The sequence below is a fragment of the Streptomyces sp. NPDC002276 genome (genome assembly GCF_053891435.1).
On sequence record NZ_JBSFCQ010000002.1, the window covers coordinates 870248 to 883322 of the forward strand.

Annotated in this window: 13 protein-coding genes and 1 pseudogene; 7 read left to right on the top strand and 7 right to left on the bottom strand. The window is 70.0% G+C overall.

Annotated features, from left to right (window positions below):
* Nucleotides 1-5 precede the first annotated feature (5 nt).
* Nucleotides 6-1832, bottom strand: a complete 1827-nt coding sequence (locus ACWIHT_RS09150) for a glycosyl hydrolase family 18 protein (protein WP_456165926.1) — start codon at nucleotides 1830-1832, stop codon at nucleotides 6-8.
* 169 nt (nucleotides 1833-2001) lie between these two features.
* Nucleotides 2002-2259, bottom strand: a pseudogene (locus tag ACWIHT_RS09155) (helix-turn-helix domain-containing protein); the annotation flags it as partial.
* A gap of 125 nt (nucleotides 2260-2384) precedes the next feature.
* On the opposite strand from ACWIHT_RS09155, the gene ACWIHT_RS09160 reads away from it, so the two are divergent.
* Both ACWIHT_RS09160 and ACWIHT_RS09165 read left to right on the top strand, forming a co-directional pair.
* Entirely contained in the window at nucleotides 2385-2681 is a 297-nt protein-coding gene (locus ACWIHT_RS09160; RefSeq protein WP_456165928.1) for a type II toxin-antitoxin system Phd/YefM family antitoxin, read from the top strand.
* On the top strand, nucleotides 2678-2797 hold the full coding sequence (locus ACWIHT_RS09165; RefSeq protein WP_456165930.1) for a type II toxin-antitoxin system RelE family toxin: 120 nt from the start codon (nucleotides 2678-2680) through the stop codon (nucleotides 2795-2797). The genes ACWIHT_RS09160 and ACWIHT_RS09165 overlap by 4 nt, the downstream gene beginning before the upstream one ends.
* 25 nt (nucleotides 2798-2822) lie before the next feature.
* Here the strand turns inward: ACWIHT_RS09165 and ACWIHT_RS09170 are convergent, their stop codons facing one another.
* On the bottom strand, nucleotides 2823-3395 hold the full coding sequence (locus ACWIHT_RS09170) for a cob(I)yrinic acid a,c-diamide adenosyltransferase (protein WP_456165932.1): 573 nt from the start codon (nucleotides 3393-3395) through the stop codon (nucleotides 2823-2825).
* Nucleotides 3396-3589: 194 nt separating this feature from the next.
* Between ACWIHT_RS09170 and ACWIHT_RS09175 the strand changes: the two genes are divergently transcribed.
* The 3 genes from ACWIHT_RS09175 (at nucleotide 3590) to ACWIHT_RS09185 (ending at nucleotide 7658) form a co-directional block, all read left to right on the top strand.
* Nucleotides 3590-4438, top strand: coding sequence for a 3-hydroxyacyl-CoA dehydrogenase family protein (locus ACWIHT_RS09175; protein WP_456165934.1), 849 nt, complete (start codon nucleotides 3590-3592; stop codon nucleotides 4436-4438).
* A gap of 145 nt (nucleotides 4439-4583) precedes the next feature.
* Nucleotides 4584-4907 carry an STAS domain-containing protein gene (locus tag ACWIHT_RS09180; protein ID WP_456165936.1) on the top strand — a complete coding sequence of 108 codons (324 nt, stop codon included), beginning with the start codon at nucleotides 4584-4586 and terminating at the stop codon, nucleotides 4905-4907.
* Nucleotides 4908-5165: 258 nt separating this feature from the next.
* Entirely contained in the window at nucleotides 5166-7658 is a 2493-nt protein-coding gene (locus ACWIHT_RS09185; protein ID WP_456165938.1) for an ATP-binding protein, read from the top strand.
* Nucleotides 7659-7734: 76 nt separating this feature from the next.
* On the opposite strand, the gene nucS is transcribed toward ACWIHT_RS09185, so the two are convergent.
* A complete protein-coding gene (nucS, locus tag ACWIHT_RS09190) occupies nucleotides 7735-8415 on the bottom strand; it encodes an endonuclease NucS (RefSeq protein WP_456165940.1) in 681 nt (226 codons plus the stop codon).
* A gap of 253 nt (nucleotides 8416-8668) precedes the next feature.
* Here nucS and ACWIHT_RS09195 point away from each other — a divergent pair, with 253 nt between their 5' ends.
* Nucleotides 8669-9061, top strand: coding sequence for an SCO5389 family protein (locus tag ACWIHT_RS09195; protein WP_019060740.1), 393 nt, complete (start codon nucleotides 8669-8671; stop codon nucleotides 9059-9061).
* Between the two features lie 78 nt (nucleotides 9062-9139).
* Here the strand turns inward: ACWIHT_RS09195 and ACWIHT_RS09200 are convergent, their stop codons facing one another.
* Nucleotides 9140-10168, bottom strand: coding sequence for an LLM class flavin-dependent oxidoreductase (locus ACWIHT_RS09200; protein ID WP_456165942.1), 1029 nt, complete (start codon nucleotides 10166-10168; stop codon nucleotides 9140-9142).
* A gap of 221 nt (nucleotides 10169-10389) precedes the next feature.
* Between ACWIHT_RS09200 and ACWIHT_RS09205 the strand changes: the two genes are divergently transcribed.
* On the top strand, nucleotides 10390-10722 hold the full coding sequence (locus tag ACWIHT_RS09205) for an ATP/GTP-binding protein (protein WP_200711010.1): 333 nt from the start codon (nucleotides 10390-10392) through the stop codon (nucleotides 10720-10722).
* A 22-nt stretch (nucleotides 10723-10744) separates the two neighbouring features.
* On the opposite strand, the gene ACWIHT_RS09210 is transcribed toward ACWIHT_RS09205, so the two are convergent.
* Together ACWIHT_RS09210 and ACWIHT_RS09215 are read right to left on the bottom strand one after the other, a co-directional pair.
* Entirely contained in the window at nucleotides 10745-11617 is an 873-nt protein-coding gene (locus tag ACWIHT_RS09210) for an ABC transporter permease (RefSeq protein ID WP_456165944.1), read from the bottom strand.
* Complete coding sequence (locus tag ACWIHT_RS09215; RefSeq protein WP_456165946.1) at nucleotides 11614-12849, bottom strand: ATP-binding cassette domain-containing protein; 1236 nt, start codon at nucleotides 12847-12849, stop codon at nucleotides 11614-11616. Before ACWIHT_RS09215 ends, ACWIHT_RS09210 begins: the two co-directional genes overlap by 4 nt.
* Nucleotides 12850-13075: the final 226 nt, after the last annotated feature.

Below are 13075 nucleotides of genomic sequence, written 5' to 3' on the forward strand. Positions count from 1 at the left end.
CTGCCCTACTGGAGCCCGTTGTTGATGGCGGTCACCAGCTCACCGTTGCTGGTGTCGCCGCTGAAGTCCCAGAAGAACGCGCCGCCCAGACCCTGGGTCTTGGCCCAGCTCATCTTTCCGGCGATGGTGCTCGGGGTGTCGTAGGACCACCAGTTGTTGCCGCAGAAGGCGTATGCCGTGCCGGCGATGGTGCCGGTGGCCGGGCAGGTCGTCTTGAGGACCTTGTAGTCCTCGATGCCCTGCTCGTAGGTGCCCGCCGCCGGTCCGGTCGCCGAGCCGCCGGGTGCGGCCTGGGTCACGCCGGTCCAGCCTCTGCCGTAGAAGCCGATGCCGATGAGCAGCTTGCTCGCGGCGACGCCCTTCGACTTGAACTTGGCGATCGCGTCGGCCGTGGTGAAGCCCGGTGTCGGGATGCCGGTGTAGGAGGTCAGTGGTGAGTGCGGGGCGGTGGGGCCGGTCGCGTTGAAGGCGCCGAAGAAGTCGTACGTCATCACGTTGTACCAGTCGACGTACTGGGCCGCGCCCGCGTAGTCGGCGGCGTCGATCTTGCCGCCGGAGGTGCCGTCCGCCGTGGTGGCGGCCGTGACCAGGTTGCTCGTACCGAACTTGGCGCGCAGGGCCTGCATCAGGTTCTTGTACGCCGCCGCGCCGCTGGTGTCGCAGCTCAGGCCGCAGGCGTTCGGGTACTCCCAGTCGATGTCGATGCCGTCGAAGACATCGGCCCAGCGCGGGTCCTCGACCAGGTTGTAGCAGGAGTTCGCGAACGCGGTCGGGTTGGCCGCCGCCTGCGCGAAGCCGCCGGACCAGGTCCAGCCGCCGAAGGACCAGAGGATTTTGATGTTCGGGTACTTGGCCTTCAGTTCGCGCAGCTGGTTGAAGTTGCCGGCCAGCGGCTGGTCCCAGGTGTCGGCGACACCGCTGACCGACTGGTCGGCGGTGAACGTCTTCTGGTAGTCCGCGTAGGCGTCACCGATCGCGCACTGCCCGTTCGTCACGTTGCCGAACGCGTAGTTGATGTGCGTGATCTTCGCCGCCGAGCCCGAGGTCACCAGGTTCTTGACCTGGTAGTTGCGGGTGTAGGTGCCCCACTCGGTGAGGTACCCGAGCTTGACCTTGCTGCCGGTGGTCGGGGGAGTGGTCGTACCGCCCGTGGTGTGCACGGCGACCGCGCCGCTGACCGGCCCTGTCTGGTCGGCGGTGTCCCGGGCCTGCACGGTGTAGGAGTAGTCGGTGCCGGCGGTGAGACCGGTGTCGGTGTACGAGGTGGTCGTCACCGTGGCGACCTTCGTGCCGCCCCGCAGCACGTCGTAGTTCTTGACGCCCTTGTCGTCGGTGGCGGCCGACCAGGACAGGTTCACCGAGGTGTCGGTGATGGAGGAGGCGGTGGGGGTACCGGGCGCGGAGGGCGCCGCGTCACCGGGCACGGTCGTTCCGCCGTCACAACTGCCGCCGTTCAGCAGACAGTTGGAGGGCGCGCCGGAGCCGGCGCCGTTGAAGCCGAAGGAGACGGAGGCGCCCGCGGCGATGGTGCCGTTGTAGGACTTGTTCTTCGCGGTCCAGTGGGTGCCGGAGTTGGTGACGTCCGCGTCCCAGGCCGAGGTGACGGACGTACCGGAGGGGAAGTCCCACTCGACCGTCCATGAACTGATCGCGCTGGTACCGGTGTTCTTCACGGTCCACTGACCGCCGAAGCCGGTACCCCAGTCGCTGGTCTTGGTGAAGGTCGCGGTCGCGGTCGAGGCGGCCTGGGCGGGGCCCGCCAGACCGACGAGAGCGGCGAGCGGAAGCAGCAGGGTCGCGAACCCGGCAACTGCTCTGGTTCTGAAGCGCATTGAGCGCCTCCTCTTTTGTTTTTCGCCTCCGGCGCGCTGGAGCCGGTGTCGAGAGGGTGTCGGGGGTGCTGGGACGCGACTGAGCCTTCGCGTCCACGGTGCCGTGAGAATAGAAAGGTCTGGACCACGGGTCAATAGGTCTGGACCACTTCGGCACCGGTGTGCTAAACCCCAACTCCCGCGCCAGTACGGCCGCTTGGACCCGGCTGCGCGGCCCCAGCCTCGCCGGCAACCGGCTGACGTGCGTCTTCGCCGTCGCCTCGGCCATGTCGAGCCGGTCCGCGATCCCCACGTCGGACATTCCCTCACCGAGGCACGACAACACCTCGCGCTCGCGCCGGATGAGCGTGCCGAGGACGGCAGGGTCGGTGCCCGGGCGGCGCGTCACGGCGAGCGCGATCAGGCCGTCGCCGCCCGTCGCCGCCCGCCACCGTCCGTACGGCGGCCGGGAGTTGGGTCCGGCCGACGCGATCGGCAGGTCGTCGCGGTGCGGATGGGGGAGTCGTAGGGCCATGGCTCCATCCAACAAGGGGCCCGGGCGCCCGGCGTGCAGTGGAGACTGGGCGTAAGGACAACTCCGCATCCGTATCCTTCCGCGAGGCCCGGGACGACCTGACGCGGCTCCTCGACCGTGCGGCGGAGGGGGAGCCGACCGTCATCACACGCGATGGCACCGCGGTGGCCGCGATCGTGCCCATGGAGGAGTACAACGCGCTGGAGGAGGCGGCGGACGAACTGCTTGCGCGGAAGGCCCTGCGGACGCTCGCAGAGGAGGGTGACACACCGCGCGCCACCCTCGTGGACGTGCTCGCGGACCTCTTCGGTACGTCCGCGCCGGAGGTGACATGAACTACGCCTTCGAGTTCACCGCCGCGGCTCGACGTCAGCTCAGGGCCATCGACCGGACGACGGCCCTGCGTATCCTCCGCGCGCTGAGCGGCCTCACGATCTACCGGCGACTCTGACCGACCCGCGTAGCGCCGCCGCCGGTCAGCGTTCCCCGCCCGGGACCCACAGCACGTCCCCGACGTCCTTGTTGGCCGTGCGTGCGAGGATGAACAGCAGGTCGGACAGCCGGTTGAGGTAGGTCGCCGTCAGCGGGTTCATCACCTCGGCGTGGGTCTCCAGGGCCGTCCACGTCGAGCGCTCGGCCCGTCGTACGACCGTGCAGGCCTGGTGGAGGAGGGCCGCGCCCGGGGTGCCGCCGGGGAGGATGAAGGAACGGAGCTTCTCCAGCCGCTCGTTGAAGTGGTCGCAGTCCGCCTCCAGCTTGTCGATGTAGAACTGCTCGACGCGGAGGGGCGGGAACTCCGGTTCCGCGACGACCGGGGTGCACAGGTCCGCGCCCACGTCGAAGAGGTCGTTCTGGACGCGGGTGAGGACCTTGACGATGTCCTCGTCGAGGCCGCCCAGCGCGATGGCCGTGCCGATCGCCGCGTTCGCCTCGTTGGCGTCGGCGTACGCCGAGATACGGACGTCCGTCTTGGCGACCCGGCTCATGTCCCCGAGGGCGGTCGTGCCCTGGTCGCCGGTCCTGGTGTAGATGCGCGTCAGATTGACCATGCGGCCAGCGTAGTCAGGTCCGGCGGGTGCTCAACTAGGCCGTACGGGCGGTCGTATGACCCGTGGCGGTGTGATGTCCGTCAGATGAGACGTGACGCGCGTTACTTACCGGTCACACAGCGCCGTCACTTCGCTAGTGTCCGCCGAGAGGCATACGGATACACGCTGTAAGCGTTTCAAAGGGGAGTCGCACAGTGGCACGGAAGCTTGCCGTCATCGGCGCCGGACTCATGGGTTCCGGTATCGCCCAGGTCTCCGCGCAGGCGGGCTGGGACGTCGTCCTGCGCGATGTCACCGACGAGGCCCTGAAGCGTGGCACCGACGGCATCAAGGCCTCGTACGACAAGTTCGTGAGCAAGGGGAAGCTGGAGGCGCACGACGCCGACGAGGCGCTCGGGCGGATCACCGCGACCACCGATCTGGACGCCGTCGGCGACGCGGACATCGTCGTCGAGGCCGTCTTCGAGAAGCTGGAAGTCAAGCACGAGATCTTCCGCGCGCTCGACAAGATCGTCCGCGAGGACGCCGTCCTCGCCTCCAACACCTCCGCCATCCCGATCACGAAGATCGCGGCCGTGACGGAGCGTCCGGAGCGCGTCGTGGGCGCGCACTTCTTCTCGCCGGTACCGATGATGCAGCTCTGCGAACTCGTCCGCGGCTACAAGACGAGCGACGAAACCCTCGCCACCGCGCGGGAGTTCGCCGAATCCGTCGGCAAGACCTGCATCGTCGTCAACCGTGACGTGGCCGGCTTCGTGACGACCCGTCTCATCTCGGCGCTCGTCGTCGAGGCGGCGAAGCTGTACGAGTCGGGCGTCGCCACCGCCGAGGACATCGACCTCGCCTGCAAGCTGGGCTTCGGCCACGCGATGGGCCCGCTGGCCACCGCGGACCTCACCGGCGTCGACATCCTGCTGCACGCGACCAGCAACATCTACACCGAGTCGCAGGACGAGAAGTTCGCCCCGCCGGAGCTGATGCGCCGAATGGTGGACGCCGGTGACATCGGCCGCAAGAGCGGGCAGGGCTTCTACAAGCACTGAAACCGCACACGCCCCTGCGACCGCACACGCAAGGGTGAATTCGGTATCGGTTCGCTCACAGACGGCAACCTCCCGGCACTTCACGCAGTCAGAGGTTGCATCACCTACATCACGGAGTACGCCACCGCACTCTCGGGGAGCGCATATGTACATCAGGGGCGACCACGTCGAGCTGGTCGTCGGGGGCCGCCTCGACGTCCGCAGCGCGGCGGACGCCCGTACGGTCCTGCACTCGGCCGTCGACGACGGAGTCGGCGATCTGGTGCTGGACCTGTCCGAGCTCGACTCCTGGGACGCCACCGGCCTCGGCGTCATCATGGGAGCCCATCGACGGGCCGGCCGCTGCGGCCGGCGCCTGGTGCTGCGCGACGTACCGGCGCAGATGCAGCGCCTGCTCGTGGCCACCCGGCTGCACCGCATCCTCGCCATCGAGGGCGGGATCGGAGTGGAGTCGCTGCCCAGGGTCTGACCCCAGGGTCTGACCCCAGGGTTTGACCCCAGGGTCCGACGTCCGCCGGGCACAATCCTCATGAGACTGTGACGTCTCGGACGGCGCGGTACCCCGGGCTGTCGTAGATACTGTGCGAAGGTTTAGGGTTCGGTCGCCCGCTGTGTGACAACCCTTCGAGCGGGCCCGGACCAGAAGCGACAGCGCGGTGTGCAGCAAGGCCGGGAGGGGCCTGGGTCCTGTCGACCCGCACACGACGCTTTTGGGGGGCTTGGACCTATGGACCCGATCAACCGGGAACCCGAGGAGTACGGCCAGGACGGCGACGACACGTCGTCGCGCCAGCGCCCGCCCCGGGAACCGCTCACACCCGACTTCGGCCAGCACTCACCGGCGCTCGCCCGCACCGTGCAGCTGGTCACCGGCGACTTCCTGCTCACCGTCAACCCCGTCGACGGCAGCGAGATCGAGGCCTGCCCGCCCGGACAGCGGCCCGGCCGCCCCGCCAAGCTCACCGCCGCCGAGCGCGCCGAGGCCGCCCGCGCCGCCAAACCGCCCGTCCCGCCCGGCCTGAACCGGCCCGCGCTCCCGCTCCTGGAACGCCAGGAGGAGCGCGAGCGCCTGGTACGGCTGCTCGCCCGCGGCCGTTCCGTACGCCTCACCGGCCCCTCGGGCTCGGGCCGCAGCAGCCTCCTCGACCTCGTCGCCGAGGACTGCCTCGACCTCGCCCCCGACGGAGTGATCCGCCTCACCGGCTTCCGCCGCACCGCCACCGACCTCCTCTACGACCTCTTCTACGCCGTCTACGACGCTCCCCTGCACCGGCCCGCCCGGGCCGAACTGCTCACCCTGGTGCGGGAGATCGGCGCGGTCGTCGTCCTCGACGACATCGAGTTCGGCGGCGCCGCCCTGGAGGAACTCCTCGACGCGACCCCCGAGTGCGCCTTCCTGGTCGCCGCGACCCCCGAGATCCCCGCACCGGCCGCCGACTCCGTCATCGAGGAGGTCTTCCTCGGCGGCCTGCAACGCTCCGGCGCGGTCGAGGTCCTGGAGCACGCCGTGGGCCGCGTCCTCACCGAGGAGGAGGCGAACTGGGCGGGCGACCTCTACTTCGAGTCCGAGGGCCTGCCCCTGCGCTTCGTCCAGGCCGGCGCCCTGCTCCGGCAGCGCGACGAACTGCGCCTCGGCCCCAGCGTGGTGGAGGAGTTCGGCGTCTTCCAGGACATGGTCCCGGCCGACGCGCCCCCCATCTCGCCCGTCGACTCCGACGAGGAAGACGCCGTACCCCTGCCGTCCCTCGGCGAGGCCGCCGCGCCCGCCCCGCTGCTCGCCTCCCGGCTCAGCACCTCGGCCCGCGCCACCCTGCGCTTCGCCGTCGCGCTCGGCGGCGAGGTGCCGCACCAGGCCCATCTGCCCGCCCTCGTCGGCGACACCCACGCGGACGCCGCCCTCGGCGAACTCGCCGGCTGCGGACTGGTCTCCCCGGTCGGCGGCCGCTACCGGCTCGCCTCCGGCGTCCAGACCCAGCTGGAGGCCGCCGGATACGGCGACGAGATCGAGGCCAGCGCGCTCATCGCCGGGCTGCACTACTCCTGGTGGGCCGGGCACCCCTCGGTCACCCCCGAGCGGGTCTGCGCCGAGGCGGACGCGCTGCTCGCCGCGCTCACCGTCCTCGTACCGGCGACGACCCCGCCCGGCGAGGGCGAGGAGAGCGCCACCGTCGAACTGGCCCGCACCGCCGCCCCCGCGTTCGCCGCGGGACTCCACTGGAGCGCCTGGGAACGCGCGCTGCGCTCCGGCGCCGAGGCCGCCCAGCTCGCCGGCAACGCGGGCGAACAGGCCTACTTCCAGCACGAGTTGGGTGTCCTCGCGCTCTGCGAGGGAGACCTCGACCGGGCCCGGGCCGAACTGGAGTCCTCCATCGGCCTGCGCGACACCGCCGCCGACAAGCGCGGCACCGTCGCGGGCCGACGTGCCCTCGCCCTGGTCGCCGACCGCTCCGGCATCACGATCGGCCTCGGCGCCGCGGCCGGCGAGGAGGTGCCCGACGCCCGCTACGAGGAGTCCGCCTCGCCGCCCGGCGGGACCCCGACGCCGTTCCCGCCGCTCCAGCCGCCCGGCGACACGTACACGCTCGTCGCCCACCAGGCCTCGTCCGGCGGCGGCCCCACGCCCCACAACAAGGCGCGCGGCGGCCTGCGCGGCTACGCCCGGCGCAACCTCGTCGCGGCGGGCGCGGGCGCGCTGCTCGCCGCCGTCCTCGGCACCGTCGTGACGCTCGGCGCCACGTCCAACAACAACGCCGACAACCCGTCCGACAAGGTCGGCGTCAACCCGTCCGCCAGCCAGGGCAACTCCGACGACAGCCTCGGCGCCGACCCGGCGAAGAAGGGCGACAAGGGCACGGCCAGCAGCAGCCCGACCAACCCAGGCCCCGACGGCACCTACGGCACGTCGGACGATCCGACACCGCCGTCGAGCAGCGGCACGCCGTCGGACGAGCCGAGCGGGTCGAGCGGGAGGCCTACGTCGCCGACCCCGTCCAGGTCCCCTTCGCATTCGACGAGTTCGACTCCTTCGCACTCGTCGTCCCCTTCGCAGTCGTCGTCGCCCAGCTCGTCCGAGTCCCCGACACCGTCCGAGTCCGCGAGCCCGTCGATCACCCCCTCCGCCACGAACACGGCGAGCGGCGCGGCCTCCTCAAGTGCCCCCATGGTCACGACCAGTTCAGCCGCCCCCGCGAGCAGCATCGCCTCGGGCACCGTGATCTGACCCTCCGTACGACACCGAAAGGGCCGGTTCCGATGATCGGAACCGGCCCTTTTCGTCGTAGTGCAATCGGAGTTGGTCAGAAGAGACGGAGCTTGTCGTCCTCGATGCCGCGCAGGGCGTCGTAGTCCAGGACCGTGCAGCCGATGCCGCGGTCCGTGGCGAGGACGCGGGCCTGGGGCTTGATCTCCTGGGCGGCGAAGATGCCGCGGACCGGGGCGAGATGGGGATCGCGGTTCAACAGCTCCAGGTAGCGCGTGAGTTGCTCCACGCCGTCGATCTCGCCGCGTCGCTTGATCTCGATCGCGACGGTCTGGCCCTCCGCGTCCCGGCACAGGATGTCGACCGGGCCGATGGCCGTCATGTACTCGCGGCGGATCAGCGTGTAGCCCTCGCCGAGGGTGTCGATGCGGTCGGCGAGCAGCTCCTGGAGGTGCGCTTCCACGCCGTCCTTGATCAGGCCGGGGTCCACGCCGAGTTCGTGCGAGGAGTCGTGGAGGACCTCCTCCATCGTGATGATGAGCTTCTCGCCCGCCTTGTTGGTGACGGTCCAGATGTCCGCGGGATCGTCGGCGGTCCCCGAACCCTCCTTCAACGTGCAGGGCGGCGACATCCAGTTGAGGGGCTTGTAGGCCCGGTCGTCCGCGTGGATCGAGACGCTGCCGTCCGCCTTCACCAGGATCAGACGGGGGGCGGAGGGGAGGTGGGCGGTGAGCCGGCCCGCGTAGTCCACGGAACACCGGGCAATGACGAGACGCATGGTCGGCAACGCTACTCGACGGGCGACAGTGAACGCGATTCGCCCTGGAAGACCCCTGACGCCCCTTGTTCATTAATGGCCGATTGTGGGCCCATTGAGAGTTCCCTATGTACGCATTCTCCTGGTGCCGCCACCTTCCGTTGCCTACCGTATAAACGGGAGGTCGCGAGACGTGTACGCAGCGTGTTCGTAATCGCGGACTCCCTTATCTGTCCGGCAACCCCCGCTGGTTGGGGGTGCGAGAGGAGAACCCATGTCGCTCGACGTCTCACCGGCCCTACTCGAAAAGGCCGAGCGAGGCGAGGTCGACGAAGCTGAATTCGTCGACTGCGTCCGGACCTCCCTGCCTTACGCGTGGGAGATGATCAGCTCCCTGGTGGCTCAGCTGAAGGTCGACGGCGGTGCGTTCGCCGACAACCAGACGCCGCCGCCGGACGAGCAGGCACGCGGTCAGTTGCTGCGTGCGCTCGCGAGTGACGCGATACGCGGCGCGCTGCAGCGGCACTTCGGTGTGCGGCTGGCCTTCCAGAACTGCCACCGGGTGGCAGTGTTCCCGTTGGACGGCTCGGTCGACGAGACGCTGGCTCGCTTCACCTCGGTGCGCAGTCAACTGCTGAACCAGTCCCCGGAGTTCAGGGACTGCTGACGAGGCGATGCGCATTGCTTGCCGCTCCGTACGCGGGAGGTGCTTTCTGTACTGGGGCGGCAAGCTCCCGCACGTTGCTCAGCCGAGGTGCGGGAGCACCTCGGCACCCAGCCGCCGTACGTTCTCCTCGGTCGACGCCAGGTCGCCCGACCCCTCGACGAGGAGTGCGAAGCGGGAGATGCCGGTCCGCTCCGAGGTCGCCGCGAGCCGGTCGACGCACAGCCGCGGGGTGCCCACCGGGTGCAGCCCGCAGAGGAGTTCGGTGTACGCCAGCGGGTCCCGCATCGAGCGCCTGCGGTCGTCCACCGTCACATGGGCGTCCAGCCCCTGCTTCAGCCAGCCCGGCACCGCCTTCACGAGAGCCTCCACCGCGTCGGCCCGCTTGTCCGCGATCTGGCAGACCCCGGCCGACACATGGGCCGCGTCCCGGATCTCCTCCGCCGACCGCCCGGCCGCCCGCGCCAACTGCCGCCACAGGGCGACCATTTCGGCTTTCTCCTCGTCCCCGACATGCATGCCGAGCAGCATCGGCAGGCCCCGCTCGGCCGCCAGCCGCACGCTCGCGGGCGAGGTGCACGCGACGACGACCTCGGGGCCCGGCGCGTCCGACAGCGCCTCCGACGGCCTTGGTACGACGGGGACTTCACGGAACGCGTAACGGTCGCCGGTGCCGGCTACTGAGGGTTCGCGCAGCCAGCGCATCAGCAGATCGAGCGATTCCGGGAATCCGTGTTCGTACGCGCTCAGGCCCGCGCCGAACACCTCCAGGTCGACCCACGGTCCGCCGCGGCCCACGCCGAGCGAGAAGCGGCCCCCGCTCGTCACGTGCAGCAGCGCGGCCTGCTCGCCGAGGGCTACCGGGTGGACGGTGGGCAGCACGCTGACCGCGGTGCCGACGCGGATGCGCCGGGTGCGGCCCAGCAGCAGCGCGGCCAGGGTGACCGCGGACGGGCAGGTGCCGTAGGGCACGAAGTGGTGTTCGGCCAGCCAGGCCGTGTCGAGACCGGCCTCTTCGGCGACCTCCACCGAGCGGACCGCGCGGTGCAGGGCCTCCCCCTGGCCCTGTCCCGGGAACTGGGCCGCCAACACAAAACTTCCGACGCGCATGGTTCTTCCTGCTTCCTCGGCTCCGACACGGAGCTCCCCCACCGGGCATAACCGCCCGACACGTGCCTAGGACACGGCCTGGCGGAGAGATTTGCGGATTGTCTGCAGAATGTGCGGGCCCGAGGGGGACTTGTGTGGGTTGATGCCCTTCGCGTACCCCAGCGTGGGGCACGTAGGCTGGACACAGCCCGTGCCTCCTGTATAGCCCCGTGAGGTGTTCTGTGTCCCCGCGTCGCAACCGACCCAAGGAGTCCGGTTCCTCCGGCCAGAGTGCCGACGAGGACCGCTCGGGCCGCTACGGCGGCTGGCAGTCCACGGAACACTGGCAGGGCGAGGAGTGGAGCGTGCGCCATGTCGCCGGGGCCAGCGCCGAGGGCAAGACGTACCGCTGCCCCGGCTGCGACCAGCAGATTCCCTCCGGTGTCCCGCATGTCGTGGCCTGGCCGGAGCACGCGGGCGTCGACGACCGGCGGCACTGGCACAAGGCGTGCTGGAACGCGAAGGACCGCCGCACCACACGGGTACAGCGGTCCAGGAACGCGCCGAAGTTCTAGAAAACGGCCAACGTGGTACTCGTCACACGTCCCGCTGCTCCAGCAGCGCGACGGCGCCCGCGAACGCGACGGCCGTCACCCCCACGATGATCCACAGCGGGTCCCAGCCCGAAGGGCCGGACTCGGTGAGGGAGTTGGAGTAGAAGACGCTCAGCTGGTTCGGGATCGAGTACTCGAACAGGGCCTGCCGTACGTTCTCCAGGGACTGCGAGAACATGAACAGCGCGACGACCAGCGGGGCGAGCACCGCGCCGATCATGATGGTGATCGCGCCCGCCGAGTGCCGGATGATCGAGCCGATGATCAGCGAGAGCAGCCCGAGCAGCGCGATGTAGAGGGAGACCCCGACCGTCCCCTTCAGCCACTCGCCCGCGGACGGGTCCTTCGCGCCGTTGTTCTCCAGCAGCGAGGCGTCCACGAAGGCGACGAACGACGTGGTCACCAGCGTCACCACGAAGGCGACCGCGAAGAACACGATCGACTTCGCCGCGAGCACGCGGGCCCGGCTCGGGCACGCCGTCATCGTCGTACGGATCATTCCGGTGCCGTACTCGGAGGCCGTGGTCAGCACGCCGAGCGTGATGATGCACATGAGGCCGAGCAGCAGTCCGAAGAAGCCCAGGGAGAGCGGGTTCTCGCCGTTCATCTCGGACGAGGAGTTGCTGACCACGACTGCCGCGAGCAGTCCGATGCCGAGCACGAGGACGATGAACACCCCGAGCGTCCAGATCGTCGAACGCACCGACTTGATCTTCGTCCACTCGGAGGCCAGCGCGTGCCCGAGATGCGTCCGCACCACGGGGATCGGTGAGGTGTAACCGCCGTACGAAGGGCCGTTCGCCGCCTGCCAGTTGGGCGTGGCTGCCGGTGGCATCGGGAGCTGGGGCGTACTCATCGGGCGTCCTCGGGCTTGGTCAGGTCGGGGGTGGGGGAGGGCGTGGGCGTGGGGGTGGGGGCGGCTGTGGTCGGGGGGTGAGGCTCCTGTGTCGGCGTCTGCGGGGGCGTGGGGGGCGGGGCGGTGTACGGGGTTGGCGTGCCTCCGGCGGGCGGCGTGGGAGCGGCGTACGGGTTTGCCGGTGTCATGGTGAAGGGCTGGCCGCCCTGTGCCGGTGACGGTGGCGCGTACCAACCGGGCTGGCCCTGCCCGGGTACCGGCATCGGCGGCTGCATGCCCGGCGGCAGCGGCTGCATCAGACCGGCCTTCTGGTCGATCGTCGAGCGGTAGTCGACGGCCCCCTGCGTCATCCGCATGTACGCCTCCTCCAGCGAGGCCTGATGCGGGGACAGCTCCCACAGCCGTACGTCCGTGTCGTGCGCGATGTCGCTGATGCGGGGGAGCGGCAGTCCCGTGACGCGCAGGCCGCCGTCCTGCTCGGGCAGGACGTGGCCGCCCGCCTCGGTCAGCGCGGAGGTCAGCTTCTCGCGCAGCTGGGGCTCGGTGTCGGGGGTGCGTACGCGGGCGAAGTCGGCGGAGTTGGCCGAGATGAAGTCCCGGACGCTCATGTCGGAGAGGAGCTGGCCGCGTCCGATCACGATGAGGTGGTCCGCGGTCAGCGCCATCTCGCTCATCAGGTGCGAGGAGACGAAGACGGTACGGCCCTCCGCCGCCAGCGCCTTCATCAGGTTGCGGACCCAGAGGATGCCCTCCGGGTCGAGGCCGTTGACCGGCTCGTCGAAGAGCAGGACCTGGGGGTCGCCGAGCAGTGCGGCGGCGATGCCGAGTCGCTGGCCCATGCCGAGGGAGAAGCCCTTGGAGCGCTTTCTCGCCACGTCCTGGAGGCCTACGACGCCCAGCACCTCGTCGACGCGCCGGTCCGGGATGCCTGAGAGCTGGGCGAGGCTGAGGAGGTGGCTGCGGGCGCTGCGGCCGCCGTGCACGGCCTTGGCGTCGAGCAGGGCACCGACCTGACGGGGGGCGTTGGGGAGCTTGCGGTAGGGGAAGCCGCCGATCGTCACCTGTCCCGACGTGGGGTTGTCCAGGCCGAGGATCATGCGCATCGTCGTCGACTTGCCCGAGCCGTTGGGCCCGAGGAAGCCGGTGACGGCACCGGGCCGCACCTGGAAGGAAAGGTTGTACACGGCGGTCTTGTCGCCGTAGCGCTTGGTCAGGCCGACAGCCTCGATCATGCTCCGCACCCATCGAAAGGATCAGGACAGCAGGGCGCACGCCCCCGTAAGGGTTAGGAGGATATCGGGGCGCTGACGGTTCCGCTCAAGAGAAAGTAAAGCCGTGGCCTTGGGTTGGGCCGGTGGTGGGTGTCGGGGGCGTGGCGGTACGGCGAGCCCGCCGCGGTTGTGCCCCTCTGGTGTTGTCACAGTGGACGGCGTGGGGACCAGCTAAGCGGCGGGCTCG

Bases quoted from the DNA above. Each gene is read 5' to 3' on its own strand.
- ACWIHT_RS09210 (WP_456165944.1), bottom strand. From the start codon at position 11,617: ATGAGTACGCCCCAGCTCCCGATGCCACCGGCAGCCACGCCCAACTGG.
- nucS (WP_456165940.1), bottom strand. From the start codon at position 8,415: ATGCGTCTCGTCATTGCCCGGTGTTCCGTGGACTACGCGGGCCGGCTC.
- ACWIHT_RS09180 (WP_456165936.1), top strand. From the start codon at position 4,584: ATGTACATCAGGGGCGACCACGTCGAGCTGGTCGTCGGGGGCCGCCTC.
- ACWIHT_RS09195 (WP_019060740.1), top strand. From the start codon at position 8,669: ATGTCGCTCGACGTCTCACCGGCCCTACTCGAAAAGGCCGAGCGAGGC.
- ACWIHT_RS09200 (WP_456165942.1), bottom strand. From the start codon at position 10,168: ATGCGCGTCGGAAGTTTTGTGTTGGCGGCCCAGTTCCCGGGACAGGGC.
- ACWIHT_RS09170 (WP_456165932.1), bottom strand. From the start codon at position 3,395: ATGGTCAATCTGACGCGCATCTACACCAGGACCGGCGACCAGGGCACG.
- ACWIHT_RS09150 (WP_456165926.1), bottom strand. From the start codon at position 1,832: ATGCGCTTCAGAACCAGAGCAGTTGCCGGGTTCGCGACCCTGCTGCTT.
- ACWIHT_RS09165 (WP_456165930.1), top strand. From the start codon at position 2,678: ATGAACTACGCCTTCGAGTTCACCGCCGCGGCTCGACGTCAGCTCAGG.
- ACWIHT_RS09215 (WP_456165946.1), bottom strand. From the start codon at position 12,849: ATGATCGAGGCTGTCGGCCTGACCAAGCGCTACGGCGACAAGACCGCC.
- ACWIHT_RS09185 (WP_456165938.1), top strand. From the start codon at position 5,166: ATGGACCCGATCAACCGGGAACCCGAGGAGTACGGCCAGGACGGCGAC.